This window comes from Streptomyces venezuelae ATCC 10712 (assembly GCF_008639165.1).
Classification (GTDB): domain Bacteria; phylum Actinomycetota; class Actinomycetes; order Streptomycetales; family Streptomycetaceae; genus Streptomyces; species Streptomyces venezuelae.
Genome location: NZ_CP029197.1, coordinates 2887213 through 2913008 on the forward strand (window position 1 = coordinate 2887213; position 25796 = coordinate 2913008).

At 70.9% G+C, this 25796-nt stretch carries 30 protein-coding genes, 1 tRNA gene, 1 pseudogene and 2 riboswitches; of the genes and pseudogenes, 12 read left to right on the forward strand and 20 right to left on the reverse strand.

Annotation, left to right across the window (positions count from 1 at the left end; genetic code table 11):
* The first annotated feature begins 67 nt into the window (after positions 1-67).
* The gene (locus tag DEJ43_RS13135) at positions 68-2233 is read left to right on the forward strand and encodes a transglycosylase domain-containing protein (protein ID WP_071891310.1); all 2166 of its coding nucleotides are present in this window, start codon (positions 68-70) and stop codon (positions 2231-2233) included.
* Here DEJ43_RS13135 and DEJ43_RS13140 read toward each other — a convergent pair.
* The 3 genes from DEJ43_RS13140 to DEJ43_RS13150 form a co-directional block, all read right to left on the reverse strand.
* Positions 2227-2547 carry a DMT family transporter gene (locus DEJ43_RS13140; RefSeq protein WP_015033851.1) on the reverse strand — a complete coding sequence of 107 codons (321 nt, stop codon included), beginning with the start codon at positions 2545-2547 and terminating at the stop codon, positions 2227-2229. The genes DEJ43_RS13135 and DEJ43_RS13140 overlap by 7 nt on opposite strands.
* A 33-nt stretch (positions 2548-2580) precedes the next feature.
* Positions 2581-2650: riboswitch (guanidine-III (ykkC-III) riboswitch) on the reverse strand.
* A gap of 50 nt (positions 2651-2700) precedes the next feature.
* On the reverse strand, positions 2701-3039 hold the full coding sequence (locus tag DEJ43_RS13145) for a GroES family chaperonin (protein ID WP_015033852.1): 339 nt from the start codon (positions 3037-3039) through the stop codon (positions 2701-2703).
* Between the two features lie 46 nt (positions 3040-3085).
* A complete protein-coding gene (locus DEJ43_RS13150; RefSeq protein WP_015033853.1) occupies positions 3086-3406 on the reverse strand; it encodes a DUF3618 domain-containing protein in 321 nt (106 codons plus the stop codon).
* 126 nt (positions 3407-3532) lie between these two features.
* Between DEJ43_RS13150 and bcp the strand changes: the two genes are divergently transcribed.
* From bcp to DEJ43_RS13175, 5 genes and pseudogenes are all read left to right on the forward strand, one after another.
* Entirely contained in the window at positions 3533-4006 is a 474-nt protein-coding gene (gene bcp / locus DEJ43_RS13155) for a thioredoxin-dependent thiol peroxidase (protein WP_015033854.1), read from the forward strand.
* A gap of 113 nt (positions 4007-4119) precedes the next feature.
* Positions 4120-5619, forward strand: coding sequence for a glycine betaine/L-proline transporter ProP (proP, locus tag DEJ43_RS13160; protein ID WP_015033855.1), 1500 nt, complete (start codon positions 4120-4122; stop codon positions 5617-5619).
* 136 nt (positions 5620-5755) lie between these two features.
* Positions 5756-6406, forward strand: a complete 651-nt coding sequence (locus DEJ43_RS13165) for an HNH endonuclease signature motif containing protein (RefSeq protein ID WP_015033856.1) — start codon at positions 5756-5758, stop codon at positions 6404-6406.
* Positions 6403-6846 (forward strand): annotated as a pseudogene (locus DEJ43_RS13170) (HNH endonuclease); the annotation flags it as partial. The gene DEJ43_RS13165 and the pseudogene DEJ43_RS13170, both read left to right, overlap by 4 nt.
* 59 nt (positions 6847-6905) lie before the next feature.
* Positions 6906-6989 (forward strand) — tRNA-Leu (locus tag DEJ43_RS13175).
* 54 nt (positions 6990-7043) lie between these two features.
* Here DEJ43_RS13175 and rdgB read toward each other — a convergent pair.
* The 4 genes from rdgB to DEJ43_RS13195 form a co-directional block, all read right to left on the reverse strand.
* Positions 7044-7646 (reverse strand): RdgB/HAM1 family non-canonical purine NTP pyrophosphatase, encoded by a 603-nt coding sequence (gene rdgB, locus DEJ43_RS13180; protein WP_015033858.1) that lies wholly within the window; start codon positions 7644-7646, stop codon positions 7044-7046.
* Between the two features lie 8 nt (positions 7647-7654).
* Positions 7655-8011, reverse strand: a complete 357-nt coding sequence (locus tag DEJ43_RS13185; RefSeq protein WP_041662429.1) for a hypothetical protein — start codon at positions 8009-8011, stop codon at positions 7655-7657.
* A 111-nt stretch (positions 8012-8122) separates the two neighbouring features.
* Positions 8123-8854, reverse strand: coding sequence for a ribonuclease PH (gene rph / locus DEJ43_RS13190; RefSeq protein WP_015033860.1), 732 nt, complete (start codon positions 8852-8854; stop codon positions 8123-8125).
* A gap of 73 nt (positions 8855-8927) precedes the next feature.
* Positions 8928-9239, reverse strand: a complete 312-nt coding sequence (locus DEJ43_RS13195; RefSeq protein WP_272482079.1) for a PTS sugar transporter subunit IIB — start codon at positions 9237-9239, stop codon at positions 8928-8930.
* A 158-nt stretch (positions 9240-9397) separates the two neighbouring features.
* Here DEJ43_RS13195 and DEJ43_RS13200 point away from each other — a divergent pair, with 158 nt between their 5' ends.
* Both DEJ43_RS13200 and DEJ43_RS13205 read left to right on the forward strand, forming a co-directional pair.
* Positions 9398-10696: a PTS transporter subunit EIIC gene (locus tag DEJ43_RS13200; protein WP_015033862.1), complete on the forward strand. Its 1299-nt coding sequence runs from the start codon at positions 9398-9400 to the stop codon at positions 10694-10696.
* A gap of 288 nt (positions 10697-10984) precedes the next feature.
* Positions 10985-12259: a PTS transporter subunit EIIC gene (locus DEJ43_RS13205; protein WP_015033863.1), complete on the forward strand. Its 1275-nt coding sequence runs from the start codon at positions 10985-10987 to the stop codon at positions 12257-12259.
* A 68-nt stretch (positions 12260-12327) separates the two neighbouring features.
* On the opposite strand, the gene DEJ43_RS13210 is transcribed toward DEJ43_RS13205, so the two are convergent.
* Complete coding sequence (locus tag DEJ43_RS13210; protein WP_015033864.1) at positions 12328-13080, reverse strand: MBL fold metallo-hydrolase; 753 nt, start codon at positions 13078-13080, stop codon at positions 12328-12330.
* Between the two features lie 204 nt (positions 13081-13284).
* Here DEJ43_RS13210 and DEJ43_RS13215 point away from each other — a divergent pair, with 204 nt between their 5' ends.
* Positions 13285-13758: a type II toxin-antitoxin system PemK/MazF family toxin gene (locus DEJ43_RS13215; protein WP_015033865.1), complete on the forward strand. Its 474-nt coding sequence runs from the start codon at positions 13285-13287 to the stop codon at positions 13756-13758.
* Positions 13759-13819: 61 nt separating this feature from the next.
* Here DEJ43_RS13215 and DEJ43_RS13220 read toward each other — a convergent pair whose 3' ends face one another.
* The 7 genes from DEJ43_RS13220 to DEJ43_RS13245 all read right to left on the reverse strand — a co-directional run bounded on the left by DEJ43_RS13220 (position 13820) and on the right by DEJ43_RS13245 (position 18965).
* Positions 13820-14770 (reverse strand): PLP-dependent cysteine synthase family protein, encoded by a 951-nt coding sequence (locus DEJ43_RS13220; RefSeq protein ID WP_015033866.1) that lies wholly within the window; start codon positions 14768-14770, stop codon positions 13820-13822.
* Positions 14771-14775: 5 nt separating this feature from the next.
* Positions 14776-15054 carry a MoaD/ThiS family protein gene (locus DEJ43_RS13225; protein WP_015033867.1) on the reverse strand — a complete coding sequence of 93 codons (279 nt, stop codon included), beginning with the start codon at positions 15052-15054 and terminating at the stop codon, positions 14776-14778.
* Positions 15055-15146: 92 nt separating this feature from the next.
* The gene (locus DEJ43_RS38680; RefSeq protein ID WP_317851032.1) at positions 15147-15263 is read right to left on the reverse strand and encodes a putative leader peptide; all 117 of its coding nucleotides are present in this window, start codon (positions 15261-15263) and stop codon (positions 15147-15149) included.
* A gap of 44 nt (positions 15264-15307) precedes the next feature.
* Positions 15308-16093: an ABC transporter ATP-binding protein gene (locus tag DEJ43_RS13230; protein ID WP_015033868.1), complete on the reverse strand. Its 786-nt coding sequence runs from the start codon at positions 16091-16093 to the stop codon at positions 15308-15310.
* A complete protein-coding gene (locus tag DEJ43_RS13235) occupies positions 16090-17196 on the reverse strand; it encodes a FecCD family ABC transporter permease (RefSeq protein WP_015033869.1) in 1107 nt (368 codons plus the stop codon). Before DEJ43_RS13235 ends, DEJ43_RS13230 begins: the two co-directional genes overlap by 4 nt.
* A complete protein-coding gene (locus DEJ43_RS13240; protein WP_015033870.1) occupies positions 17193-18161 on the reverse strand; it encodes an ABC transporter substrate-binding protein in 969 nt (322 codons plus the stop codon). Before DEJ43_RS13240 ends, DEJ43_RS13235 begins: the two co-directional genes overlap by 4 nt.
* A gap of 59 nt (positions 18162-18220) precedes the next feature.
* Positions 18221-18294: riboswitch (cobalamin riboswitch) on the reverse strand.
* Between the two features lie 32 nt (positions 18295-18326).
* On the reverse strand, positions 18327-18965 hold the full coding sequence (locus DEJ43_RS13245; protein ID WP_015033871.1) for an HD domain-containing protein: 639 nt from the start codon (positions 18963-18965) through the stop codon (positions 18327-18329).
* Between the two features lie 72 nt (positions 18966-19037).
* Here DEJ43_RS13245 and DEJ43_RS13250 point away from each other — a divergent pair, with 72 nt between their 5' ends.
* Complete coding sequence (locus DEJ43_RS13250) at positions 19038-19991, forward strand: GlxA family transcriptional regulator (protein ID WP_015033872.1); 954 nt, start codon at positions 19038-19040, stop codon at positions 19989-19991.
* Here DEJ43_RS13250 and DEJ43_RS13255 read toward each other — a convergent pair.
* From DEJ43_RS13255 to clpS, 4 genes are all read right to left on the reverse strand, one after another.
* Positions 19982-20407, reverse strand: coding sequence for a M67 family metallopeptidase (locus tag DEJ43_RS13255; protein ID WP_015033873.1), 426 nt, complete (start codon positions 20405-20407; stop codon positions 19982-19984). The genes DEJ43_RS13250 and DEJ43_RS13255 overlap by 10 nt on opposite strands.
* Positions 20408-20540: 133 nt before the next feature.
* Positions 20541-21977, reverse strand: coding sequence for an amino acid permease (locus DEJ43_RS13260; RefSeq protein ID WP_015033874.1), 1437 nt, complete (start codon positions 21975-21977; stop codon positions 20541-20543).
* Between the two features lie 334 nt (positions 21978-22311).
* Positions 22312-22893: a DUF2017 domain-containing protein gene (locus tag DEJ43_RS13265; protein ID WP_015033875.1), complete on the reverse strand. Its 582-nt coding sequence runs from the start codon at positions 22891-22893 to the stop codon at positions 22312-22314.
* Entirely contained in the window at positions 22893-23198 is a 306-nt protein-coding gene (clpS, locus tag DEJ43_RS13270; RefSeq protein ID WP_015033876.1) for an ATP-dependent Clp protease adapter ClpS, read from the reverse strand. Before clpS ends, DEJ43_RS13265 begins: the two co-directional genes overlap by 1 nt.
* Before the next feature lie 112 nt (positions 23199-23310).
* On the opposite strand from clpS, the gene DEJ43_RS13275 reads away from it, so the two are divergent.
* Entirely contained in the window at positions 23311-24639 is a 1329-nt protein-coding gene (locus DEJ43_RS13275) for a nicotinate phosphoribosyltransferase (protein ID WP_015033877.1), read from the forward strand.
* Positions 24640-24718: 79 nt separating this feature from the next.
* Complete coding sequence (locus DEJ43_RS13280; protein WP_015033878.1) at positions 24719-25318, forward strand: isochorismatase family protein; 600 nt, start codon at positions 24719-24721, stop codon at positions 25316-25318.
* Positions 25319-25375: 57 nt separating this feature from the next.
* Here the strand turns inward: DEJ43_RS13280 and DEJ43_RS13285 are convergent, their stop codons facing one another.
* Complete coding sequence (locus DEJ43_RS13285; RefSeq protein ID WP_015033879.1) at positions 25376-25687, reverse strand: hypothetical protein; 312 nt, start codon at positions 25685-25687, stop codon at positions 25376-25378.
* Positions 25688-25796 lie beyond the last annotated feature (109 nt).

Consider the following 25796-nt stretch of genomic DNA (forward strand, 5'->3'; position numbering starts at 1 on the left):
CCGGATTTCCCGTCAGCTTCGGGTCGCGTTCAGGAGTTTCGTCCCCTTGAGGGCAATATGAGGTGTCATGCCCCCTTCCTCCGGTACGAGCGACTCCGACGCCCCCCGGCCGGCCCGCACACCCGGCTGGGAACCGAGGGACCCCACCCTCACCCCTCCCCCACCCCCCGCCCGGAAGAGCCGCCCCCGCCGCCTCCTGCGCACCCTCCTCTGGCTGCTGCTCCTCGGCACCCTGCTGCTCGCCGGCGCCTTCGCCGCCGGCTACCTCCTCGTGGAGATCCCGCCCGCCAACGCCGCCGCCGTCGCCCAGTCCAACGTCTACCTCTACCGGGACGGCAGCACCCTCGCCCGCGACGGCGAGACCAACCGCGAGAACGTCCGGCTCGACCGCGTCCCCCTCACCGTCCGGCGGGCCGTCCTCGCCGCCGAGGACCGCGACTTCCACACCTCACGCGCCGTCGACCCCAAGGCCATGGTCCGCGCCGCCTGGAACACCGTCACCGGCAAGGGCCGCCAGTCCGGCTCCACCATCACCCAGCAGTACGTCAAGAACTACTACCTGGGCCAGGAACAGACCCTCACCCGGAAGGCCAAGGAGTTCTTCATCGCGATCAAACTCGGCCGCGAGAAGAGCAAGGAGGAGATCCTCCAGGGCTACCTCAACACCAGCTACTTCGGCCGCAACGCCTACGGCGTCCAGGCCGCCGCCCGCGCCTACTACGGCAAGGACGTCGAGGACCTCGACACCGCCGAAGGCGCGTACCTCGCCTCCGTCCTCAAGGCCCCCAGCGCCTACGACGTCACCACCCACCCCGAGAACCGCGCCAAGGCCGTGGCCCGCTGGAACTACGTCCTCGACGGCATGGTCACCGAAGGCTGGCTCACCCGCGCCGACCGCGCCACCGCCGCCTTCCCCACCCCCCAGACCGCCCGGCCCGCCACCGGCCTCTCCGGACAGCGCGGCTACCTCGTCCAGGCCGTCGAGGAGTACCTGACCGGGCACGGCATCATCGACGAGAAGACCCTCGCCGGCGGCGGCTTCCGGATCACCACCACCCTCGAACCCGCCAAACAGGACGCCCTCGTCCAGGCCGTCGAAGACCGGGTCATGACCCGGCTCGACCCCGCGAACGCCCCCGCCGACCGGTACGTCCGCGTCGGGGCGGCCGCCGTCGACCCGGCGACCGGCAAGGTCCTCGCGATGTACGGCGGCGTCGACTACACCCAGCAGTACGTCAACAACGCCACCCGCCGCGACTACCAGGTCGGCTCCACCTTCAAGCCCTTCGTCTTCACCGCCGCCGTACAGAGCGGCGCCCAGACCCAGCACGGCGAACCCATCACCCCCTACACCGTCTACGACGGCACCAACCGGCGGCCCGTCGAGGGCTGGACCGGCAGCCCGTACGACCCCGCCAACGAGGACGACGAGAGCTACGGCGAGATCCCCGTCGGCACCGCCACCGACCTCTCCGTCAACGCCGTGTACGCCCAGATGGCCGTCGACGTCGGCCCCGGACACGTACGCCGCACCGCGGTCTCCCTCGGCCTGCCCGGCAGCACGCCCGACCTCACCGCCTCCCCCTCCATCGCCCTCGGCCCCGCCACCGCCAGCGTCCTCGACATGGCCACCGCGTACGCCACCCTCGCCGCGCACGGCCGGCACGGCCGCTACAGCCTCGTCGAGCGCCTCAGCCGGGACGGCCAGGAGATCGGCCTCCCCGCCCCCGAGGCCCGGCAGGCCGTCACCCGGGAAGCCGCCGACACCACCACCTCGATCCTCCGCAGCGTCGTCGAGACCGGCACCGGAACCGCCGCGCAGACCGCCGGCCGGCCGGCCGCCGGGAAGACCGGCACCGCCGAGGACGACAAGGCCGCGTGGTTCGCCGGCTACACCCCGGAGCTCGCCACCGTCGTCGCCCTGATGGGCCAGGACCCCGAGTCCGGCCGGCAGGAACCGCTCTACGGGGCGCTCGGACTGCCCCGGATCAACGGAGGCGGCGCGCCCGCCGAGATCTGGGGCCAGTTCACCCGCGAGGCACTGGCGGGCACGGCGCCGCGGGACTTCGAGCTCCAGCTGATGCCGGGGGCGGAGGAGCCGCCGCCGGTGCCACCGATGCCGGACGGCCCCGAGGGGGCCGACGGCGGGGGTGGTGGGGGCGGGGACGAGACGGGCGAGGCCGGCCCCGGGGCGTCCTCACCCGCGCCCCGGCCCAGCCCCTCGCGTCAGTGACCCGAAGTCGCCTTCAGACCCACGACGGCGACCAGCAGCAGACAGACGAAGAAGATCCGGGCGGCGGTCGCCGGCTCACCGAGCACCACCATGCCGAGCACCGCCGCACCGGCCGCGCCGATGCCCACCCACACGCCGTACGCCGTACCGATGGGCAGGGTCTTGGCGGCCTGCGAGAGCAGCAGCATCGAGGCGACGATCCCGGCGCCGGTGAACACGCTCGGCCAGAGCCGCGTGAAGCCGTCGGTGTACTTCATCCCGATCGACCAGCCGACTTCCAGCAGACCCGCGACGACAAGAAGAACCCACGCCATGACGACGACACCTCCGAGAGACGGAACAACAGGGGTGCGTCGTCTTGTCGGAATCCCGGTACGGCGCGTCTCGTCGGGTGTCTCCAGGCTAGCAAAGAACGGCTCAGGGCCCCGGTGACGGTGATCACCAGGGCCCTGAGAAGCCTCGGACGCCTACAGGTAGAGCCCGGTCGAGTCCGTCGTCCCCTGGAACCGGTCCGCCGCCACCGCGTGCAGGTCGCGCTCCCGCATCAGGACGTACGCGACACCCCGCACCTCGACCTCGGCGCGGTCCTCGGGGTCGTACAGCACCCGGTCACCGATCTCGACCGTACGGACGTTCTGACCGACCGCGACCACCTCGGCCCAGGCAAGGCGACGACCGACGGCGGCCGTCGCCGGAATCAGGATGCCCCCGCCGGAACGCCGCTCCCCCTCGGGAGAGTCGGTGCGGACCAGGACCCGGTCGTGGAGCATCCGGATGGGCAGCTTGTCGTGCGTGTTCTCGCTCACGGAGTGAACCTACCTGCCCGCCCCCGGGGCCCGCGGCGGGGAGGGGTCACCTCTTCCCCTTGCGGGAGGACGCGGCGAGCAGCCCGACCACCGCCACGGCGACGAGCGCCACCGGAACGACCCGCTCCAGCCGGGGCGCGCCGTCCTCATGAGTGAAACGTGCCTTCACATCCGAGACGACCCGGTTCACGGCGACGTACGCCCGCCCGGCGGTCTGGTCGACCGTCGAGGCGACCTTGGCCTTCGCGTCCCCGATGATCGTCTTCGGGTGCATCCGAATGCCGATCTCGTCGAGAGTGACGGCGAGCTGCTCGCGCCGGCGGACGATGTCCGCCTCGATCTGCGCAGGGGTCCTGGCCTCCGACACCGCGCTGCCTCCGTAGTCGTGATCCGGTCGTTGTGGACAGTCTGTCAGCTCCGCAGCCGCGGGGCTGTCCCCGACCCCCATTAGGCTCTGAATGCGTACGCGAACCATCCCCGAGGAGAGCCAGCCATGAGCGAGCGACTGCAGCCCGGCGACACCGCCCCCGCCTTCACCCTGCCCGACGCGGACGGCACCGACGTCTCCCTCGCGGACCACAAGGGCCGCAAGGTCATCGTCTACTTCTACCCCGCCGCGCTCACCCCCGGCTGCACGAAGCAGGCCTGCGACTTCACCGACAACCTCGACGTACTGGCCGCCGCGGGCTACGACGTCATCGGCGTCTCGCCGGACAAGCCGGAGAAGCTGGCGAAGTTCCGCGAGAAGGAGAACCTCAAGGTCACCCTGGTCGGCGACCCGTCGAAGGAGACCCTGGAGGCGTACGGCGCCTTCGGCGAGAAGAAGCTGTACGGCAAGACGGTGACGGGCGTGATCCGCTCGACCGTCGTCGTCGACGAGGACGGCAAGGTGGAGCACGCCTTCTACAACGTGAAGGCGACCGGCCACGTGGCGAAGATCCTCAGGGACCTCTCCATCGAAGCCTGAACCGCCACCCGGGCGACGTGACGGACGTCCCATCCCGGGCGACTTCCGTTTGTGATCGGCATGATCGTGCAGAAGGTCCTCTGGAGTTTTTCCCGGAGAGAGGACGTACGGCCATGCCGGCCACAGACCGCGACGGCCACGTCGCCGATCCCGAGGCCCAGAGGCGTCACCCGCTGCTGTTCAAAGCCGTCAGCCGGCGGCGGCAGCCCAGACTGCGGCGCACCGACATCACCGTCACCGACGAGGCGGCCGTCAAGCGGGCCGTGAAGGCGGCCTCCCTCGGCAACGCCATGGAATGGTTCGACTTCGGCATCTACGCCTACCTGGCCGTCACCCTCGGTCACGTCTTCTTCCCCGCGGGCAACGACACCGTCCAGCTGCTGTCGTCCTTCGCGACGTTCGCGGTCGCCTTCCTGGTCCGCCCGCTCGGCGGCATGGTGTTCGGCCCGATGGGTGACCGGCTCGGCCGCAAGAAGGTCCTCGCCCTCACGATGATCCTCATGGCCGTCGGCACCTTCGCGATCGGCCTCATCCCGTCGTACGCCTCCATCGGCTTCTGGGCGCCGGTCCTCCTCGTCCTCTTCCGGATGCTCCAGGGCTTCTCCACCGGCGGCGAATACGGCGGCGCCTCCACCTTCATCGCCGAGTACGCCCCCGACCGCCGCAGGGGCTACTTCGGCAGCTTCCTGGAGTTCGGCACCCTGGCCGGGTACGTCGCCGCGGCCGGCCTCGTGACCGCGCTCACCGGCTGGCTCGGCTCCGACACCATGGAGGCGTGGGGCTGGCGCGTGCCGTTCCTGGTCGCGGGCCCGCTGGGGCTCGTCGGCCTCTACCTGCGGCTGCGGCTCGACGAGACGCCCGCCTACCAGAAACTGGAGAGCGACACGGCCCGCGCCTCCGAGGCGGCGGACGCGGTGGAGACCTCCACCAAGGGCGACCTCGCGAAGATCTTCCGGCAGCAGTGGCCGACGCTGATCCTGTGCATCGCGCTGGTCGGCGCGTACAACATCACCGACTACATGCTGCTGTCGTACATGCCGACGTACCTCTCCGACGAGCTCGGCTACAGCGAGACCCACGGCCTGCTGATCCTGCTGCTCGTGATGGTGCTGCTGATGCTGATCATCACTCAGGTCGGCCGTCTCAACGACCGCTTCGGGCGGAAGCCGGTGCTGATGGCGGGCATGCTGGGCTTCCTCTTCCTGTCGCTGCCCGCGTTCCTGCTGATCGGCCAGGGCGGCGTGCCCGCGATCACGGCGGGCATGCTGATGCTCGGCCTGTCCCTGGTGTGCATGCTCGGCACGATGTCGGCGGCGCTCCCGGCGCTCTTCCCGACGGACGTCCGCTACGGCTCCCTGTCGGTGGGCTACAACCTGTCGGCGTCGCTGTTCGGCGGCACGACCCCGCTGGTGATCACGGCCCTCATCGGGGCGACCGGCAGCAACCTGATGCCGGCGTACTACGCGATGGGCGCGGCGCTCGTCGGGGTGGTCGCGGTCGCCTGCATGAAGGAGACGGCCCAGAAGCCCCTGGAGGGCTCCCCGCCGTCGGTGGAAACCCCGGAGGAAGCGGCGGAACTGGTGATGTCCCAGGCCCCGGAACCGAAGTTCTGACCCTCCCCCGCCCGCGATAGCGCCCGCACCGGATGCCCCGGTGCGGGCCGTTCCGTTTCCGTGTACGCGATATGACGTGACCGTCCGATATTCGGGTCGTTAGTACGTACGGGATCCGTACTGGGGAGGGGACGGGATGGGGACGAGTGCGTACACGAGGGAACGCCTGGAAACAGCGGCCCGGGAGGCCCGAACGCTGACGGAGGCACTGGAGCGACTGGGGGTGGCCCCGAGGAGCCCGACGCGGAGGTACGTGCGGGAGCGGATGAGGAAGCTGGGGGTGGATGTCTCGCACTTCGAGCGGGAGGGGGTCCGCTGGACACGGGAGGTGCTGGCGGAGGCGGTGGCCGACTCGACGAGCGTGTACGACGTACTACGGCGACTCGGGGTGGAGCTCGTGGGCGGGCAGCACGCCCACATCAGCCGGCGCATCAAGGCGTTCGGCATCGACACCTCGCACTTCACCACGTCGCGCTGGACCGAGCAGATGAGGCACAACCAGCGACGCCGACCGCCGGAGGAGATCCTCGTCCAGGACACCTCGACCCACCCGCGGCGTGAGAGGAGCAGCACCCTCAGGAGAGCGATGCTGGAGGTCGGCGTCGTGGAACGGTGCGCGCTGTGCGGGACCGAGGCGGTGTGGCGGGGTGAGCCACTGCCCCTGGAAGTCGACCACTCCGACGGCGACTGGCGGAACAATCGGATCGAGAACCTGCGGCTGCTGTGCCCCAACTGCCACTCCACGACGGACACGTACCGCGGGCGCGGAAAGGGGCGCACCCGATGAGGAACGGCGCCCCGTTCGGCAGGGGCATCCGGCCGAGCGCTCACGACGTACGGGAAGCGGTGGCGGCGTCGCTGTCCCTCCGGGAGGCCCTGCGCCGGCTGGGGCGCGCGGACAGCGGGGCGCAGCGCGCGAACCTACGACGCTGGATCACCGAGGACGACCTGTCGACCGCTCACTTCCTGGGGCAGGCTCACCAGCGAGGCAGAACGAGCCCGACGGCCAAGCGCCCGGAGGAAGTGCTGGTACGGCACAGCAACGGGCGCCGGACCGCCGCCAAGCAGCTGCACCGGGCACTGCGGGCGGTCGGTGTACCTGATGAGTGCGCCCGGTGCGGAGTCGGCCCCGAGTGGCTCGGCAGGCCGATGACGCTTGAGGTCGACCACATCAGCGGCGACTGGAGCGACGACCGGCGCGAGAACCTTCGGCTGCTGTGCCCCAACTGCCATGCGACCACCACGACGTGGTGCCGGGGGGCGCCCGGTACGATGACACGCAGCGAGCGGCGGTGGCGCAATGGCGACGCAGCAGACTTAGGATCTGTGGCCCTTGATCGGGCTTGAGGGTTCGAATCCCTTCCGCCGCACCGGAACGGCCTGCGAATCGAAAGATCGGTTCGCAGGCCGTCCGTTTGCGCTCCTCAGCCCAGCAGCTCCTTCACCACCGGTGCCAGGGCGCGGAAGGCCTTGCCTCGGTGGCTGATGGCGTTCTTTTCTGACGGGGTCAGTTCCGCGCAGGTCAGGTCGTGGCCCTCGGGCTGGAGGATCGGGTCGTAGCCGAAGCCGTTCGTGCCGGTCGGGGTGTGGCGGAGGGTGCCCTCCATGCGGCCCTCGACGACGCGTTCCGTGCCGTCGGGGAGGGCCAGGGCGGCCGCGCAGGCGAAGTGGGCGCCCCGGTGTTCGTCCGCGATGTCGGAGAGCTGGGCCAGGAGGAGGTCCAGGTTGGCGCGGTCGTCGCCGTGCCGGCCCGCCCAGCGGGCGGAGAAGATGCCGGGGGCGCCGTTCAGGACGTCGACGCAGAGGCCGGAGTCGTCGGCGACGGCCGGGAGGCCGGTGGCGCGGGCCAGGGCGTGCGCCTTCAGCAGGGCGTTCTCGGCGAAGGTGACGCCGGTTTCCTTGACGTCGGGGATCTCCGGGTACGCGTCCGCGCCGACGAGTTCGAGGTCGAGGCCTGCGTCGGCGAGGATCGCGTGGAGTTCGGTGATCTTGCCCGGGTTGCGGGTGGCGAGGATCAGACGGGTCATGCCGCCGATTATCCCGGGGTGCAGACCTTGGTGACTTCGCCGGCCGCGTCGGTGATGGGCGTGATGTCCGGGGTGGCGTCACCGTTCTTGACGGCGGTGCGGACGGTGTCGACGCCCTTGGTGAGGTCGTCGACGGCCTTGGCGAGGTCGGCGTTGTCGGTGGTGTTCTTGAGGTTGCCCAGTTCCGTGGAGATGGAGTTGAGGGATTCCTCGATCTGGGTGGCGTCGTTGGAGGCGTTGGAGACGGCCTGCTGGAGTTTGCTCACCGAGGTGGCTATCGCGTCGGCGGTCTTGACGCAGTCCATGGCGGTGTCGAGGGCTCCGCAGCCGCTCAGGACGGTGGTGAGTGCGGCGGCCGTGGCCATGGCGAGTGCGAGACGGCGCTTCAAGGCGGGTCCTCCCCCATATTCGTACACGCGGACGGGCGGGCGCACGGATCGTACCGGGCCGCCCGCCCGTCAGGACGCGGTCAGGGGTCAGAGGGTTCCTTCGAGGGCCTTGCGCTGGATCTCGGCGAGCTCGGCGCAGCCGCCGGAGGCGAGGTCGAGGAGGGCGTTGAGTTCCTTGCGGTCGAAGGGCTCGGCTTCGGCGGTGCCCTGGACTTCGACGAAGCGGCCGTCGCCGGTGCAGACGACGTTCATGTCGGTGTCGGCGCGGACGTCCTCTTCGTAGCAGAGGTCGAGGAGGGGGACGCCGTCGACGATGCCGACGGAGACGGCGCCGACGGTGCCGGTGAGGGGCTTGCGGCCGGCTTTGACGAGCTTCTTCGTCTGGGCCCAGGCGACGGCGTCGGCGAGGGCGACGTAGGCGCCGGTGATGGCGGCGGTGCGGGTGCCGCCGTCGGCCTGGAGGACGTCGCAGTCGAGGACGATGGTGTTCTCGCCGAGGGCCTTGTAGTCGATGACGGCGCGCAGTGAGCGGCCGATGAGGCGGGAGATCTCGTGGGTGCGGCCGCCGATCTTGCCGCGGACGGATTCGCGGTCGCCGCGGGTGTTGGTGGCGCGCGGGAGCATGGAGTATTCGCCGGTGACCCAGCCTTCGCCGCTGCCCTTGCGCCAGCGCGGGACGCCTTCGGTGACGGAGGCGGTGCAGAAGACCTTGGTGTCGCCGAAGGAGATGAGGACGGAGCCCTCGGCGTGCTTGCTCCATCCGCGTTCGATGGTGACGGGGCGGAGCTGTTCGGGGGTACGGCCGTCGATACGAGACATGGGTCGAGCCTAGCGGGATACGGGGAAGGGCCCGTTCCCCTGCCGGAACGGGCCCTTCGCGTGATGCGGCTGCTTACATCATGTCTTCGATGTCGGCGGCGATCGGGTCGGCGTCGGTGCCGATGACGACCTGGATCGCGGTGCCCATCTTGACGACGCCGTGGGCGCCGGCGGCCTTGAGGGCGGCCTCGTCGACCTTGGACGGGTCCAGGACCTCGGTGCGCAGGCGGGTGATGCAGCCTTCGACCTCTTCGATGTTCTCGATGCCGCCGAGCCCGGCGACGATCTTCTCAGCCTTGCTGGCCATGTGTTTCTCCCTGTCCGTTCTGTTCGCGCGTACGCGAGTCTCGGCGCACCTGCGGTCCGCTTTGTCACGGTAACCCACGGTTGGCCCAACTTCGCGAGCGCGTGCCGCCGTTCTGCCGAATGATGACGATCACCGGCGGCCTGTCCTCAGCGGGCTCCCGGGAGCCTATCGCAACTGGTCTACACCACCGTGCAACGAGACGCGCACCCGGCTTGTTCCGGGCAGGGAGGACGCCGATGAGTACCGACAGCGCCGCGGCGCAGCCGAAGAAGTCCGTGTGGGGCGGGCTCTTCCAGGGTCTCCAGAAGATGGGCCGCAGCCTCCAGCTCCCGATCGCCGTCCTCCCGGCCGCCGGCATCATCAACCGGCTCGGCCAGCCGGACGTGTTCGGCGCCGACGGTCTCGGCTGGGACAACGTCGCCAAGGTGATGTCGGGTGCGGGTGGTGCGCTGCTCGACGGCAGTCTGGGGCTGCCGATCCTCTTCTGCATCGGTGTCGCGATCGGCATGGCGAAGAAGGCGGACGGTTCGACGGCGCTCGCCGCCGTCGTCGGTTTCCTCGTCTACTACACGGTGCTGCGTCAGTTCCCGAAGGACTGTCCGTCGGGCACGAGGGACATCGGTGGCGGCTGTCTCGGTGCGGACGACGCTTTCGCGGGTTACACGTACCAGAACCCCGGTGTCTTCGGCGGCATCGTGATGGGTCTGCTCACCGCGTACCTGTGGCAGCGCTACCACCGGACGAAGCTGGTCGACTGGCTGGGGTTCTTCAACGGCCGCCGTCTCGTCCCGATCATCATGACGTTCGTGGCGATCGCGTTCGCCGCGATCTGCCTGTGGATCTGGCCGCCGATCGGTGACGCCCTGGAGAGCTTCAGCGACTGGCTGGTCGGGCTGGGCGCGTGGGGTTCGGGCATCTTCGGCGTGGCGAACCGGGCGCTGCTGGTCATCGGCCTGCACCAGTTCCTGAACGTGCCGATCTGGTTCCAGTTCGGCACGTACGAGAAGCCGGGCGGCGGGGTGGTCCACGGTGACATCCCGATGTTCCTGGCGGGCGACCCGAACGCCGGCCAGTTCCTGACGGGCTTCTTCCCGATCATGATGTTCGCGCTGCCGGCGGCGGCGCTCGCGATCACCCACTGCGCCCGGCCGCACCGGCGCAAGGAGGTCGGCGGTCTGATGCTGTCGGTGGCGCTGACCTCGTTCGTCACCGGCATCACGGAGCCGCTGGAGTACTCGTTCCTCTTCATCGCGCCGGTCCTCTACGCGATCCACGCGGTGCTCACGGGCGTCTCGATGGCGGTGACCTGGGCGCTCGGCGTGAAGGACGGCTTCAGCTTCTCGGCCGGCCTGATCGACTACGTGATCAACTGGAATCTGGCGACGAAGCCGTGGCTGATCATTCCGATCGGGCTCGGGTTCGCGGTGGTGTACTACGCGATCTTCCGGTTCGCGATCACCAAGTTCAATCTTCCGACGCCCGGCCGTGAGCCGGAGGAGGTCGCGGAGGAGATGGAGCGGGACAACGTGAAGTGACCTCGCGCGCACCCTCCGAGGCCTGACCGGTACGGGGCTTTCGTCCCGCCCGTAAGGCCTGCTGAAGGCCCCTGGACCTGACGGTCCGGGGGCCTTATGTCGTGCATTTCCAGCTATGGCTGAGCACACAAAATTCGCAGGTTCCTTATCTAAGTCTCACGTGCTACAACTGGTCTACACCACTCATTGGTGTAGACCACGCGGTCCAGACCACCGCGTTCCACGAGACGTCGCCGTCCCCCCTTTTCACTGTCCTCTGGCGGCGCCTTGCCTTACTGGAGGAAGTTGATGAGTACGGCCACCGCCCAGGCCGCCGCTCCCGCGAAGAAGCGCGGATCCGGCCTGTTCCAGGGCCTGCAGAAGGTCGGTCGCAGCCTGCAGCTGCCGATCGCCGTGCTGCCGGCCGCAGGTATCCTGCTCCGTCTCGGCCAGGACGACGTCTTCGGCAAGGACGGCCTCGGCTGGGACAAGGTCGCGAAGGTCTTCGCCACCGCCGGCGACGCGGTCTTCGCGAACCTGCCCCTGCTGTTCTGCGTCGGCATCGCCATCGGCTTCGCCAAGAAGGCCGACGGCTCCACCGCCCTCGCCGCCCTGGTCGGCTTCCTGGTCTACAAGAACGTGCTGACCGCGTTCCCCGTGACCGAGGGCGTCGTCAACACCACCAAGAACAACGGTGTCGACGTCGCCGCCACCTACAACGACCCCAAGGTCCTCGGCGGCATCGTCATGGGCCTGCTGGCGGCCGTCATATGGCAGCGGTACCACCGCACCAAGCTGGTCGACTGGCTCGGCTTCTTCAACGGCCGCCGCCTCGTCCCGATCATCATGGCCTTCGTCGGCACCGTCATGGGTGTCTTCTTCGGCCTGGTCTGGGAGCCCATCGGCAACGTCATCACCAACTTCGGCGAGTGGATGACCGGCCTGGGCGCCGTCGGCGCGGGCATCTTCGGCGTCGTCAACCGCGGTCTGCTCCCGATCGGCATGCACCAGTTCGTCAACACCGTCGCCTGGCAGGAGATCGGCTCCTACAAGGACTCGGCCGGTGCCGTCTGGCACGGCGACCTGCCGCGCTTCTTCCACGGTGACCCGACCGCCGGTCAGTTCATGTCCGGCTTCTTCCCGATCATGATGTTCGCCCTCCCGGCCGCCGCGCTCGCCATCACGCACTGCGCCCGCCCGGAGCGCCGCAAGGTCGTCGGCGGCATGATGGTCTCCCTCGCGCTGACCTCCTTCGTCACCGGCATCACCGAGCCGATCGAGTTCGCGTTCATGTTCATCGCCCCGGTGCTCTACGTGATCCACGCGATCCTGACCGCCATCGCCATGGCCGTCACCTGGGCCCTGGGCGTGCACCACGGCTTCAGCTTCTCGGCCGGTGCGATCGACTACTTCCTGAACTGGGGTCTCGCGACCAAGCCGTGGATGATCATCCCGATCGGCCTCGTCTTCGCGGCGATCTATTACGTGGTCTTCCGCTTCGCGATCACCAAGTTCAACCTCCCGACGCCGGGCCGCGAGTCCGACGAGGAGCTCGCCGAGCTCCAGAAGGCCGAGGCGAAGTAAGCCGTACGGCACGACGGAAGGCCCCGGAACCGACAGGTTCCGGGGCCTTCCCCGTGTCCGCGCGAGGCTCAGACCTCGTACACCGCGCCCGGTCTCGCCAGCTCCGACGGCCCGCGGTACACCGCGCGGGCGTCCGCCAGGTTCTGCTCGCCGTCGGTCCACGGCGGGATGTGGGTGAGGACCAGCCGGCCCACCGCCGAGCGGGCCGCCTCGGCACCGGCCTCGCGGCCGTTGAGGTGGAGGGACGGGATGTCCTCCTTGCCGTGGGTGAAGGAGGCCTCGCAGAGGAAGAGGTCGGTGCCCTCGGCGAGCTTGTGCAGCGACTCGCAGACCCCGGTGTCCCCGGAGTACGTGAGCGAGCGGCCGCCGTGCTCGACCCGGATGCCGTACGCCTCGACCGGATGGCACACCTTCTCCGTACGGACGGAGAACGGGCCGATCTCGAACGCCTCCGACTTCAGGGTGCGGAAGTCGAAGACCTCGCTCATCGAGGTGGGCGAGGGGGTGTCCGCGTACGCCGTGGTCAGGCGCTGCTCGGCGCCCTCCGGGGCGTAGACGGGGATCGCGTCGCAGCGTCCGCCCTCGTGCCGGTAGTAGCGGGCGACGAAGTACCCGCACATGTCGATGCAGTGGTCCGCGTGCAGATGGCTGAGGAAGATCGCGTCGAGGTCGTACAGACCGATGTGTCGCTGCAGCTCGCCCAGGGCGCCGTTGCCCATGTCGAGGAGCAGCCGGAAGCCGTCGGCCTCGACGAGGTAGCTCGAACAGGCCGAATCCGCGGACGGGAACGACCCGGAGCAGCCGACGACGGTGAGCTTCATGGAGCGTGAACCTCCGTGGACGGATACGGAAAGCGCGCTGGGGAAGGGGGGAGGCTGTGCGGTCTGTCGAGCGTAAGGCGCACCCGGGCCTGTCGCTCCTTCGTGGTGGCCCGTTGTGGGCGAACTCACGGGCTCTGTCACCGGTTCGGATGGATGGTGGGCCGCCTCGGCGGAGTCGGCCGCCCGCCGGTACCGTCTTGAGGTATGGACACGTCGTGGTGGCCCGCGCTGGCCGCGGTCGTGGCGATCGCGCTGGTGGTGGCGCTCGCCGGCGGGAAGAGGCGTTCGTCGCGCCGGCCGGCGGGACGGACGCGGCCGCCGGCCCGGCCGCCGGGCCGTCCTGCGGGGCCGCGGAAGGCTCCGTCGCGGTTGCCGAGGGCGGCCGAGATCTGGTGGGCGGACGTGCCGTTCGAGGACGGGCCGGGGTCGAAGGACCGGCCCTGTCTGGTGCTGTCGGTACGGGGTGACAGCGCGCTCGTCGCCAAGATCACCAGCAAGTACCACGACGAGCGGCCGGGTGTGATCGCGCTGCCGCCGGGTGCCGTCGGGGACGCGCAGGGGCGGCCGAGCTTCCTGGAGACGGACGAGCTGCGGGAGGTGCCGGTGCTCGGCTTCCGCCGGAGAGTGGGAACGGCGGACCCGGTCCTGTGGGACCAGGTCCGCCATCTTGCGCGCTAGCGGGAGCTGGGCCCAGAGCGTCCTGTGGGACCAGGTCCGCCGTCTTGCGCGCCAGCGGGCACTACGCCCAGAGCTGGCCCTGGACCGCGGCGATCGCTTCCTCGGTGGTGGCGGCCGTGTAGAGGCCGGTCGAGAGGTACTTCCAGCCGCCGTCGGCGACGACGAAGGCGATGTCCGCGCTCTCGCCCGCCTTCAGCGCCTTGTTGCCGACGCCGATGGCCGCGTGGAGGGCGGCGCCCGTGGAGACGCCCGCGAAGATGCCCTCCTGCTGGAGGAGTTCGCGGGTGCGGGTGACCGCGTCGGCGGAGCCGACGGAGAAGCGGGTGGTGAGGACGGAGGCGTCGTACAGCTCGGGTACGAAGCCCTCGTCGAGGTTCCGCAGGCCGTAGACGAGGTCGTCGTAGCGCGGCTCGGCGGCGACGATCTTGACGTCGGGCTTGTGCTCGCGCAGGTAGCGGCCGACGCCCATGAGCGTGCCGGTGGTGCCGAGGCCCGCCACGAAGTGGGTGATGGAGGGCAGGTCGGCGAGGATCTCGGGGCCGGTGGTGGCGTAGTGGGCGCCCGCGTTGTGGGGGTTGCCGTACTGGTACAGCATCACCCAGCTGGGGTTCTCGGCGGCGAGTTCCTTGGCGACGCGCACCGCGGTGTTGGATCCGCCCGCCGCGGGGGACGAGATGATCTCCGCGCCCCACATGGCGAGCAGCTGGCGACGCTCCTCGCTGGTGTTCTCGGGCATGACGCAGACGATGCGGTAGCCCTTGAGCTTGGCGGCCATGGCGAGGGAGATGCCGGTGTTGCCGCTGGTCGGCTCCAGGATGGTGCAGCCGGGGGTGAGGCGGCCGTCCTTCTCCGCCTGCTCGATCATGTGGAGCGCGGGGCGGTCCTTGACCGAGCCGGTCGGGTTCCGGTCCTCCAGCTTCGCCCAGATGCGGACGTCGTCCGAGGGCGAGAGCCGGGGGAGGCGGACGAGCGGCGTGTTGCCGACCGCCGCCAGCGAGGAGTCGTAGCGCATGTGGATCAGACCATGCCACCGGCGACGGCCGGCAGGATCGTGACGTTGTCGCCGTCGGTGAGCTTGGTGTCGATGCCGTCGAGGAAGCGGACGTCCTCGTCGTTCAGGTAGACGTTGACGAAGCGGCGGAGCTTGCCGTCGTCGACGATGCGGGCCTCGATCCCGTTGTGACGGGTCTCCAGGTCGGCGAAGAGCTCGGCGAGGGTGCCGCCGCTGCCCTCGACGGCCTTCTCGCCGTCGGTGTAGGTGCGGAGGATGGTCGGGATGCGGACCTCGATGGCCATGGCGTGGGCTCCTGTCGGAAGTGGCGTGATGGGCGCGCTGCTGGGGCCCCCGCGCGGAGGGGGGTCGTACGGAGGTGCGCTCGGCCGGTCGCTCAGAGCGCAGCGCGGGACGAACAGATCGCGCTGGCGAGGCGGCACAGGTCGACGTGCAGGCGCGCCACAAGCAGCACTGTGCCCGGGGTGTCTTCGCTCACGTCGTGGGAAACCATGGGCTCATCGTATCGATTCCCGGTCCGGGTTCCGGAATGTGATCTCACATGGTGGATGGTTCCCGCCCGAGTGCCGGACGGTGCTGGTAGAGGACGGTCGGGCTGCCGGTCCTCGGATGCGGGATGACCTCGGCGTCCACACCGTAGACCGTCGCCAGGAGCGCGGGTGTGAGGACCTCGGCGGGGGTGCCGCCGGTGACGAGCCGGCCGCGCTCCAGGACGTAGAGCCGGTCGCAGTACGCCCCCGCCAGGTTGAGGTCGTGCAGGGCGAGCAGGTTGGTGGTGCCGAGCGTGCGGACGAGGGCGAGGACGTCCAGCTGGTGACGGATGTCCAGGTGGTTGGTGGGCTCGTCGAGGACGAGGAGGGCCGGGTCCTGGACGAGCGCGCGGGCGACGAGGGCGCGCTGGCGCTCGCCGCCGGAGAGGGTGGGGTACGGCCGGTCGGCGAGGTCCGCGAGGCCGACGCGGGCGAGCGCCGCCTCGGCGCGCTCCCGGTCGGCGCCGGTGTCGCCCTCCCAGAACCGTTTGTGCGGGGAGCGGCCGAGGGCGACGAGTTCGCCGACGGTGAGCTCGAACTCGACGGCGCTGTCCTGGGGGACGGTGGCGATCCGGCGGGCGCGGGCCTTGGGCCCGAGGGCGTGCAGGTCGTCGCCGTCGAGGAGGGCGCGTCCGGCGGTGGGGGCGAGGGTGCCGTAGACGCAGCGCAGGAGGGTGGTCTTGCCGCTGGCGTTGGGGCCGATGAGGCCGACGGTCTCGCCGGGGCAGACGGTCAGGTCGACGGCGCGGAGCCGGTCCCCGTACGAGAGGCCGTGCAGGCGCAGTTCGGTCACGGGGCGGCTCCTTCCGGGCGGCGGCGCATGAGCCAGAGGAAGAACGGGCCGCCGGTGAGGGCGGTGAGGATGCCGACGGGCACGTCCTGGGGTGCGGCGACGGTGCGGGCGCCGAGGTCGGCGAGGACCAGGGCGAGCGCTCCGCCGAGCGCGGCGACGGGCAGCAGCCGGCGGTGCGGGGCGCCGACGGCGAGCCGGGCGGCGTGCGGGGCCATCAGGCCGACGAAGCCGACGGCTCCGCTGGCGGCGACCATGACGGCGGTGACGAGGGAGGCGAGGACGAAGACGGCGGCGCGGAAGCGGGCGGTGTCCAGGCCGAGGACGGTGGCACCCTCCTCGCCGACGAGGAGCAGGTCGAGCGGGCGGGCGAGGGTGAGCAGGGCGGCGACGCCGAGGGCGAGGACGGCGGCGGGCAGGGCCAGGGTGTCCCAGCGGGCGCTGCCGAGGCCGCCGAGGGACCAGTACATGGCCTCCTGGAACTGTTCGGGGCGTCCGGCGACGACCAGGAGCAGGGTGGCGAGCGCGGACAGGATGTAGGAGACGGCGACGCCGGCGAGGACGAGCCGGGTGCTGGTCAGGGTGCCGCCCCGGCGGGCGAGTCCGTAGACGAGGACGAGGGAGAGCAGCGCGCCCGCGAAGGCTCCGGCGGGCAGCGCGATCGTGGTGGTCACGCCCGCCACGAGGCCCGCTCCCCCGCCGGCGACGAGGACGAGGACGGCTCCGGCGGAGGCGCCGGAGGAGATCCCGAGGAGGAAGGGGTCGGCGAGCCGGTTGCGGACGAGGGCCTGGAGGACGGCGCCGACGACGGCGAGTCCGGCGCCGACGACCGCGCCGAGCAGGACCCGTGGCAGGCGGACGTCGAGGACGATCGTCCGGTACGGGGAGGGGCCGGCCTGCCCGGTGAGGGCGTCGAGCACCTGCCCGGGCGGTATCCGGACGGAGCCGAGGGCGAGCGAGGCGGTGGCCGCGGCGGCGAGGGCGAGGAGGAGCCCGGTGACGACGGCCGCGTACCGCACCGGTCCGCCGCCGGCCCGGGCGGCGGGTCCCGGGCGGCCGGTCCGGGCCGGCGCGGACGGGCCGGCGGCGCGGGTGTCCGTGCTCATCGGGCGGGGTGGAGCTGGGCGGCGAGCTTGTCGACGGCGGCGGGGACGCGGACGCCGAGGACGGTGTCGGAGAGCGGCATCACGGCGAACCGGCGGTTCTTGATCGCGGGGACGTCCTTGAGGGCGGGGTCGTCGAGGAGCCGCTTCTTCTTCTGTTCGACGGTGGTGGAGCCGTAGTCGTAGATGACGACGACCTCGGGCTTCCGGGCGACGACCTGTTCCCAGGTGGCGTCGCCGAAGGCCTTGTCGAGGTCGGCGAAGACGTTGCGGCCGCCGGCGCGGGTGATGAGGTCGTTTCCGATGCCCTTGCCGCCCGCGGTGAAGGCGGTCTTGTCGCCGCTGTCGTAGACGAACACGGAGACGGGCGCGGTGCCCTTGAGGCGCTTCTCGGTGGCGGCGACGGTGGTGCGCGCCTCCCGGACCCACTTGTCGGCCCGGTCGGGGACGCCGAACGTCCGGCCGATCTCGCCGACTTCGCGGTAGAGGTCGTCGACGGAGGGCGCACCGGACGGGCAGTACTCGGTGTTGAGCCGGGTGTCGATGCCGGAGCGCTTCAGGTCGTCGCGGCCGCGGCCGTCCTTGGCCGCGAAGGCGGAGGAGTAACCGCCGTACACGAAGTCGGGGTTGGCGGCGAGCAGGGCCTCCTTGGAGGGGTACTCCTTCGCGAGGACGGGCACGGAGTCGTACGCCGCGCGGTAGGCGGGGAGGACCGCGTCGTCGAGGTAGGCGGTGCCGACGAGGGACTTCTCGAGGCCGAGGGCCAGCATGATCTCGGTGACGTGCTGGTTCATGGTGACCGCGCGCTTCGGCGGGGCCTGGTAGGTGGTCTTCACACCGCAGTTGGAGACGGTGTACGGGAATCCCGGGGCGGGTTTCGCCTCGGGGGCCCGTTCGGCGGGGGCGGCGCAGCCGGCGAGCAGGGTGACGAGGGCGGCGGGCAGCAGGGCGCGGCGGGGCCAGGTCATGGCGGGTTGCCTCCTCCGGGGATTTCCACGTCCCCGATCGGTGCTGGCAGGCGGCAGGTCAGTTCCTGGCTGCCGCCTCCCGGGGGAGGCGGTCACAGTGGCGGGACCGCGCCGGATTCGCACCGGCTTCCTGGGTCCTGCCGCCCGTTGGTCCCGGCCAGTGTCTCACTCGGGCCAGGACGACTCGCGGATGGTGGTCACGAAGTCTCCGGCGGTGAAGCCGGGCACGAAGTGGCGCAGGACGTCGGCCTTGACGTTGCCGAAGGTGGTGTCGGGCCTGGGGGCGATACCCTCGGTGAAGGCGGCCAGGATGCGCCGCTTGAAGTCGGGGCGGGGGTGGGCGGCGACGATCGCGGCGCGGTCCTCGGGGGTGACGGCGGTGGGGTCGTCGTAGCCGATGCCGAGGACGTCGTACTCGACGCCGGCGGTGACGAGGGCGACCTCGGGCTCCATGAACGCGGGGATGCCGGGGGTGGTGTGGAGGGCGATCGCGGTCCAGACGCGGCGGACGGCGTCCTCGTCGGCGCCCTGGGCGCGGAGGAACGCGGCGGCCTCCTCGGCGCCGTCGACCTCGAAGCGCCGGCCGCTGGTCCGGTGCTTCTCGCCGAGTCCGAGGTCGTGGAACATGGCGCCGACGTAGAGGAGTTCGGGGTCGAAGGCGAGGCCGAGGGCGCGTCCTCGGAGGGCGCCGAAGAGGTGGACGCGCCGGGAGTGGTGGTAGACGAGGTCGCTGGTGGTGTCGCGGACGAGTTCGGTGGCGGCGGCGGCGAGGCGGCTGTCGGGGATGAGCGTCATCGGGTCCATGGGGCAAGGCTCGCCGTCGGGCCGGGGCGCCCGCCATGTCCTGATGGACAGGCATCCCACAGAATCGGACACATGACGGTGCACACGGTGGTGGTGGCGGCTTTCGACGGCGTACGGCTCCTGGACGTCTCCGCGCCCCTGGAGGTCTTCGCCACGGCGGGGTCGGGTTACGAGGTGGTGGTGTGCTCGCCCGACGGGCGGGACGTGCGGACCTCGGCCGGGCTGCGGATCGGGGCCGATCTCGCGGTGGCGGCGGTGACGCGGGCGGACACCCTGATCGTGCCGGGGGCGGTGGACGTGGAGCGGTGCGTGGCGGTGGCACCGGCGGTGGCGGATCTCGCGGCCCGTTCGGGGCGGGTGGCGTCGGTGTGCACGGGGGCGTTCGCGCTGGGGGCGGCGGGGCTGCTGGCCGGGCGGCGGGCGACGACGCACTGGGAGCACGCGGCGGAGCTGGCCCGCCGGTTTCCGGCGGTCGAGGTGTGTCCGGACGCGATCCACGTGCGGGACGGGGAGGTGTGGTCCTCGGCGGGTGTGACGGCGGGGATCGACCTGTGTCTGGCGCTCGTGGAGGAGGACCGGGGTCCGGAGGCGGCGCGCGCGGTCGCCCGGGACCTGGTGGTGTTCCTCCAGCGGCCGGGCGGGCAGTCGCAGTTCTCGGCCGCGTCGCGCACTCCCCCGACGGCGCATCCGGTGGTCCGTCCGCTGCTGGACGCGGTGGCGGCCGATCCGGCGGCGGATCACAGCGCTCCGGTGCTCGCGCGGCGGGCCGGGGTGAGTGCCCGGCATCTGGCGCGGCTGTTCCGGGAGCAGACCGGGGCGACGCCTGCGGGGTACGTGGAGCGGGTGCGGGTGGAGGCGGCCCGGATGCTCCTGGAGGGCGGGGCGAGCGTGACGGGCGCGGCGGCGCGGAGCGGTCTGGGCAGCGACGAGACGCTGCGGAGGGCGTTCGCCCGGCATTTCGGGGTGACGCCCTCCGCCTATCTGGCGCGGTTCCGCACGACGGCGGTGGACGGGTCCTACTCGTAGGCCTCCACGACCTTGACCTCCTCCTCCGTCACCACGCCCTCGACGATCGAGAAGGAGCGGAACTGGAAGGGGCCGGCGCCGTCGCTGTCGGCGGTGGAGACGAGGACGTAGTGGGCCTGGGGCTCGTTGGCGTACGAGATGTCCGTACGGGAGGGGTAGGCCTCGGTCGCGGTGTGCGAGTGGTAGACGATGACGGGCTCCTCGTCCCGGTCGTCCATCTCGCGGTAGAGCTTGAGCAGGTCCGCGGAGTCGAACTCGTAGAAGGTGGGCGAGCGGGCCGCGTTCAGCATCGGGATGAACCGCTCGGGGCGCCCGCTGCCGACCGGGCCCGCGACCACGCCGCAGGCCTCGTCGGGGTGGTCCGCGCGGGAGTGTTCCACGATCTGGTCGTACAGGGCCCGGGTGATGGTCAGCATGCCGACAGGATAAGCCGACGGGCCGCCCCGTACCGAGGAGTGGTACGGGACGGCCCGGATGCCGAGACGGTCGGGGTCGGGGGCCGTTTGGGGACGGCCGGTCGACCTGGGGCGACCGCTCGCGGGGACCTGGTTAGGGCCGCTTGGCGAAGGCGGCGCCCTCGGGGTCGCGGGACTTCAGGACCAGGTAGGAGACGGCGAGGATCAGGCCCCAGACCGGCGCGCCGTACAGCGCGACCCGGTTGCCGGCGTCCATGGCCATGGTCACGACGACCATGGCGATGAAGGCGAGCGCGAAGACGCTGGCCCAGATGCCGCCGGGCGCCCGGAAGGACGACTGCGGCAGCTCGCCCCGGTCGGCCTTGAGGCGGTAGCGGATCTGGCAGATCAGGATGACGATCCAGGCCCACATGCCGGAGATGGTGGCGAAGGAGACGACGTAGTTGAACGCCTCGCCGGGCCACTGGTAGTTGATCCAGACGCCGACCATCATCAGCGCGGCCGAGAAGGTGGTGCCGACGAGCGGGGTGCCGGACTTGGTCAGCTTGGTGAAGACCTTCGGGCCCTGGCCGTTGAGCGCGAGGTCGCGCAGCATGCGGCCGGTGGAGTACATGCCCGAGTTGCAGGAGGACAGGGCCGCCGTCAGGACGACGAAGTTGACGATCGCGGCGCCGACGCCGAGGCCCATCTTCTCGAAGGCCGCGACGAACGGGGAGACGCCCGGCTTGAACTCGGTCCACGGGACGACCGACAGGATCATGATCAGCGCGCCGACGTAGAAGACGGCGATGCGCCACGGCACGGTGTTGATGGCCTTCGGCAGGACCGTCTTCGGGTCCTTCGACTCGCCGGCCGTGACGCCGACCAGCTCGACCGCGAGGAACGCGAACATGACCATCTGGAGGGTCATCAGGGTCGAGAAGATGCCGTCCTTGCCCGCGAAGAAGCCGCCGAGGTCCCACAGGTGGGTGACGGAGGCGGTGTCGCCGGCGTCGGAGAAGCCGAGGGTGAGGATGCCGGCGCAGATCAGGATCATGCCGACGATCGCGGTGACCTTGACCATGGAGAACCAGAACTCCAGCTCACCGAAGAGCTTCACGGAGATCAGGTTGGCACCGTAGAGGATCACGGTGAAGACGAGGGCGGAGAGCCACTGCGGGATGTCCCACCAGTACGTCATGTAGGTCGCCGCGGCGGTGACCTCGGTGATGCCGGTGACCACCCAGAAGAGCCAGTACGTCCAGCCGGTCGCGAAGCCCGCGAACGGGCCGATGAACTCGCGGGCGTACTCCGAGAAGGAGCCCGAGACCGGGCGGTACATGAGGAGCTCGCCGAGCGCCCGCATGATGAAGAAGATGACGAGGCCCGCGATGGCGTACGCGAGGATCAGGCTGGGTCCCGCGATGGAGATGCCCTTGCCCGCGCCCAGGAACAGGCCGGTGCCGATGGCGCCGCCGATCGCGATCATCTGGATCTGGCGGGCGCCGAGTGCCCGGTGGTAACCCTCGCCCGAGACGGAGTCCGCGGCCTCATTGCCGTCGTGCTGCTTGTCGACCTGCACTGAGGTCATGGTGGTGCGCCTTTCTCCATGCTGATCCGCGCGACTGCGAGTGCGTCTGCCGCGGATCAGATCCTGATCCCCCCGGATGTGGATGGAGTGCCACCGGCGGTCAGCCGGTCAAAGCGCCCTCGGGAACAGGGGTGGCGTCCCCGAGCGGTCGTGAAGATTTATCACGGCCGGGGGCGTGATCGAGGGAGTCGGCTGTGGCGCACGTCACGGAAAGCGCCGGGAAAAAGGGACACAAGACGACGAAGCGGACGCTCTGATAACGCATTCGTTATCCGGATTTGAGCGTCCGCTGAGCGAACACCCCGCCACGGAGGGGTGTTCCGAGGGGGTGCCGTCAGGGCATCAGGGTCTCGACGAGGGACTCCTGGAGGGCGCCGAGCCAGAGGTACGCCATCACCATCGGCTTGCGCGGGTCGGAGTCCGGCAGCCGGTAGAGCTGCTCGCCGTCGTCGTCCTTGACGTCGAGCCGGGTCCCGATGGTCAGCCGGAGGTCGTTGAGCGCGCCGAGCCAGGCCCGGGACTCGTCCGGGGTCAGCTTCAGGACCGCGCCGCCCTCGCCCGCCGCCTCGGCGGAGAGCGAGTCCAGGACGCGCACCACGACGAGGGCGTCCTCGCGCTTGCGGGCCCGCAGGTCGTTCTCGGTGTAGCGGCGGAAGTCGGAGGCGGCCGCGCGCAGCTCCTCGCTGTCGTCCCCGTACGCGTCGGGGAAGAGGCGCTTGAGCGCGGGGTCGGACGGCGGCTTGCTCGGGCCCTCGGCGAAGAGCGCGGCGAGCGGGTCGGCGTCCTCCGCGGGCTCGTCACCCGGGCCGATCAGCTCCATGAGCTGTACGGCGAGGGAGCGGAGGATGGAGATCTCGACGTCGTCGAGGGCGACGGCGGCGCCACCGCCGGGCAGGGTCTCGAAGCGTCCGGCCATCAGAAGCGGTCCTGGGAGAGGGTCGCCCAGAGGCCGTAGCCGTGCATCGCCTGCACGTCGCGCTCCATCTCCTCGCGGGTGCCGCTGGAGACCACCGCGCGGCCCTTGTTGTGCACGTCGAGCATCAGCTTGTGCGCCTTGTCCTTGGAGTATCCGAAGTACGACTGGAAGACGTACGTCACATAGCTCATCAGGTTGACCGGATCGTTGTGCACGAGGGTCACCCAGGGCACGTCCGGTTCGACGACCGCGGAGACCTCCTCGGCCGATTCCGTACGTTCGATCTCAATTGGCGCGACGCTCACTCACCCCATGCTGCCACCCCGGAGGGTCCGTCGCACAAACGGGGTCACCCGCTCGCCACCCGCCCGCCACACTATTCGTCACTCTGACGATTTCTGCGCTAGCATCGCTGACATGAACGCTGCGGACCTTGGGCTGCCGGTGGACGTGCCGTCGACCGCGCTCTTCACCGATCAGTACGAGCTGACCATGCTCCAGGCCGCCCTCAGGGGCGGCACCGCCGACCGGCGCTCCGTCTTCGAGGTCTTCACCCGGAGGCTCCCCGAAGGCCGCCGCTACGGCGTCCTCGCGGGCGTCGGCCGGGTCCTGGACGCCGTCGAGAACTTCCGCTTCGACCCCGCCGTCCTCGGCTTCCTGCGCGAGCGCGGCATCGTCGACGAGCCGACCCTGGAGTGGCTGGCCCGCTACCGCTTCTCCGGCGACATCTGGGGCTACCCCGAGGGCGAGGTGTACTTCCCCGGCTCGCCCGTGCTGCGCGTCGAGGGCTCCTTCGCCGAGTGCGTGCTCCTGGAGACGGTGATCCTCTCGATCCTCAACCACGACTCGGCCATCGCCGCCGCCGCCTCCCGCATGTCGGCCGCGGCCGGCGGCCGGCGGCTGATCGAGATGGGCGCCCGGCGCACCCACGAACTGGCGGCCGTCGCCGCCTCCCGCGCCGCGTACGTCGGCGGCTTCGACTCCACGTCGGACCTCGCGGCCGGCTTCCGCTACGGCATCCCGACCGTCGGCACCTCCGCCCACGCCTTCACCCTGCTGCACGACAGCGAGCGGGACGCCTTCCAGGCCCAGGTCGAGACCCTCGGCCGGGGCACGACCCTGCTCGTCGACACCTACGACGTGACCGAGGCCGTCCGGACAGCAGTGGAGGTCGCCGGGCCCGAGCTCGGCGCCGTCCGCATCGACTCCGGCGACCTGCTGCTCGTCGCCCACCGGGTCCGGTCCCAGCTCGACGAGCTGGGCGCGCGGGACACCAAGATCGTGGTGACCTCGGACCTGGACGAGTACGCCATCGCCTCGCTCGCGGCCGCGCCGGTCGACGCGTACGGGGTGGGCACCCAGCTCGTCACCGGCAGCGGCCACCCGACCTGCTCCATGGTCTACAAGCTGGTCGCCCGGGCCTCCTCGGCCGACCCCAAGGCCCCGCTCACCCCCGTCGCCAAGAAGTCCCTGGGCGGCAAGGCCTCGGTCGGCGGCCGCAAGTGGGCGGCGCGCCGGCCCGACGCGGCCGGGGTCGCCGAGGCGGAGGTCGTGGGCACCGGCCCGGTCCCGCCGGAGCTCGCCGGGCACCAGCTCCTGGTCGAGCTGGTCAAGGGCGGCGACGTGGTGGCCAGGGAGCCGCTGGAGACGGCGAGGGCCCGGCACATCGCGGCCCGCGCGGGGCTGCCGATGTCGGCGATCCAGCTCTCCCGCGGCGAGCCGGTGCTGCCGACGGAGTACCTGTAGGACCTGCCCCCTCCCGGGCGGAGGGGGAAGGTCCTAGGCTCGAACCGACCCCTCCCCGACGCGCTTAAGGACACCCGCCATGCACCGCGCATTGATCGTTGTGGACGTGCAGAACGACTTCTGCGAGGGCGGCAGCCTCGCGGTGACCGGGGGCGCGGACGTCGCCGCCGCCATCACCGACCTGGTCGGCCAGACGGCGGGCACCTCCTACCGGCACGTGGTCGCCACCCGCGACCACCACGTCGACCCGGGCGAGCACTTCGCCCCGGCGGGCGAGCAGCCGGACTACGTGTCCTCCTGGCCGGTGCACTGCGTGGCCGGCACGGAGGGCGTCGGCTTCCACCCGAACTTCGCGCCCGCCGTGGCGAGCGGCGCGATCGACGCCGTGTTCGACAAGGGCGCGTACTCCGCGGCGTACAGCGGCTTCGAGGGCTTCGACGAGAACGGGCGGACGCTCGCGGACTGGCTGCGCGCGCGGGACGTGACCGAGGTGGACGTGGTCGGCATCGCGACCGACCACTGCGTCCGGGCCACGGCCCTGGACGCGGCGCGGGCGGGCTTCCGGACCCACGTCCTGCTCGATCTGACGGCCGGCGTGGCCAAGGAGACCACGGACCGGGCCCTGGAGGAGCTCCGGACGGCGGGCGTGGAGCTGACGGGCAAGCCGGTGGTGGCCTGACGGCCGGGTGGCCTGACGGCCGGGTGGGCCTGAGGCCTCCGGTGGCCCGACGGCCGACTATGCCGCCGGTTCCCTGGGGAGGGACCGTACGGGGTGCCAGAGCTCCTGGGCCGCGCCCGGGGTCGATCTCCACAGCAGGCCGTCCGGGTGGTGCAGGACGGCCGTGATCTCGTCCGGGGTGGGCGGCTCGCTGTTCCCGCGGAGGTAGACCGCCCGCAGTCCGAGGTTCCGCAGCCTGGTCAGGGCGCGGGCCCGGTTCGCGGCGTGCACCAGGAAGCGGACGGTGGCGCCGTCGCGGGCCGGGCTGGGCAGCCCTATCGCGACGACCACGCTGCCTCCCGGCAACTTGCAGAACCCTCCGTTGGGCATGCGGAACCACTCCCCCGTGGATCGACTGTCAATAAGAACATCGGTCTGGCCTGTCAGACGCACCTAAACACGATCGGCCGCCGCCCGCTAGAGGGCGACGGCCGATCAC

Coding starts and splice junctions, on each gene's coding strand:
- DEJ43_RS13135 (WP_071891310.1), top strand. CDS start 68: ATGCCCCCTTCCTCCGGTACGAGCGACTCCGACGCCCCCCGGCCGGCC.
- DEJ43_RS13140 (WP_015033851.1), bottom strand. CDS start 2,547: ATGGCGTGGGTTCTTCTTGTCGTCGCGGGTCTGCTGGAAGTCGGCTGG.
- bcp (WP_015033854.1), top strand. CDS start 3,533: ATGAGCGAGCGACTGCAGCCCGGCGACACCGCCCCCGCCTTCACCCTG.
- proP (WP_015033855.1), top strand. CDS start 4,120: ATGCCGGCCACAGACCGCGACGGCCACGTCGCCGATCCCGAGGCCCAG.
- DEJ43_RS13165 (WP_015033856.1), top strand. CDS start 5,756: ATGGGGACGAGTGCGTACACGAGGGAACGCCTGGAAACAGCGGCCCGG.
- rdgB (WP_015033858.1), bottom strand. CDS start 7,646: ATGACCCGTCTGATCCTCGCCACCCGCAACCCGGGCAAGATCACCGAA.
- DEJ43_RS13185 (WP_041662429.1), bottom strand. CDS start 8,011: ATGGCCACGGCCGCCGCACTCACCACCGTCCTGAGCGGCTGCGGAGCC.
- rph (WP_015033860.1), bottom strand. CDS start 8,854: ATGTCTCGTATCGACGGCCGTACCCCCGAACAGCTCCGCCCCGTCACC.
- DEJ43_RS13200 (WP_015033862.1), top strand. CDS start 9,398: ATGAGTACCGACAGCGCCGCGGCGCAGCCGAAGAAGTCCGTGTGGGGC.
- DEJ43_RS13205 (WP_015033863.1), top strand. CDS start 10,985: ATGAGTACGGCCACCGCCCAGGCCGCCGCTCCCGCGAAGAAGCGCGGA.
- DEJ43_RS13210 (WP_015033864.1), bottom strand. CDS start 13,080: ATGAAGCTCACCGTCGTCGGCTGCTCCGGGTCGTTCCCGTCCGCGGAT.
- DEJ43_RS13215 (WP_015033865.1), top strand. CDS start 13,285: ATGGACACGTCGTGGTGGCCCGCGCTGGCCGCGGTCGTGGCGATCGCG.
- DEJ43_RS13220 (WP_015033866.1), bottom strand. CDS start 14,770: ATGCGCTACGACTCCTCGCTGGCGGCGGTCGGCAACACGCCGCTCGTC.
- DEJ43_RS13225 (WP_015033867.1), bottom strand. CDS start 15,054: ATGGCCATCGAGGTCCGCATCCCGACCATCCTCCGCACCTACACCGAC.
- DEJ43_RS38680 (WP_317851032.1), bottom strand. CDS start 15,263: ATGGTTTCCCACGACGTGAGCGAAGACACCCCGGGCACAGTGCTGCTT.
- DEJ43_RS13235 (WP_015033869.1), bottom strand. CDS start 17,196: ATGAGCACGGACACCCGCGCCGCCGGCCCGTCCGCGCCGGCCCGGACC.
- DEJ43_RS13240 (WP_015033870.1), bottom strand. CDS start 18,161: ATGACCTGGCCCCGCCGCGCCCTGCTGCCCGCCGCCCTCGTCACCCTG.
- DEJ43_RS13245 (WP_015033871.1), bottom strand. CDS start 18,965: ATGGACCCGATGACGCTCATCCCCGACAGCCGCCTCGCCGCCGCCGCC.
- DEJ43_RS13250 (WP_015033872.1), top strand. CDS start 19,038: ATGACGGTGCACACGGTGGTGGTGGCGGCTTTCGACGGCGTACGGCTC.
- DEJ43_RS13255 (WP_015033873.1), bottom strand. CDS start 20,407: ATGCTGACCATCACCCGGGCCCTGTACGACCAGATCGTGGAACACTCC.
- DEJ43_RS13260 (WP_015033874.1), bottom strand. CDS start 21,977: ATGACCTCAGTGCAGGTCGACAAGCAGCACGACGGCAATGAGGCCGCG.
- DEJ43_RS13265 (WP_015033875.1), bottom strand. CDS start 22,893: ATGGCCGGACGCTTCGAGACCCTGCCCGGCGGTGGCGCCGCCGTCGCC.
- DEJ43_RS13275 (WP_015033877.1), top strand. CDS start 23,311: ATGAACGCTGCGGACCTTGGGCTGCCGGTGGACGTGCCGTCGACCGCG.
- DEJ43_RS13280 (WP_015033878.1), top strand. CDS start 24,719: ATGCACCGCGCATTGATCGTTGTGGACGTGCAGAACGACTTCTGCGAG.
- DEJ43_RS13285 (WP_015033879.1), bottom strand. CDS start 25,687: ATGCCCAACGGAGGGTTCTGCAAGTTGCCGGGAGGCAGCGTGGTCGTC.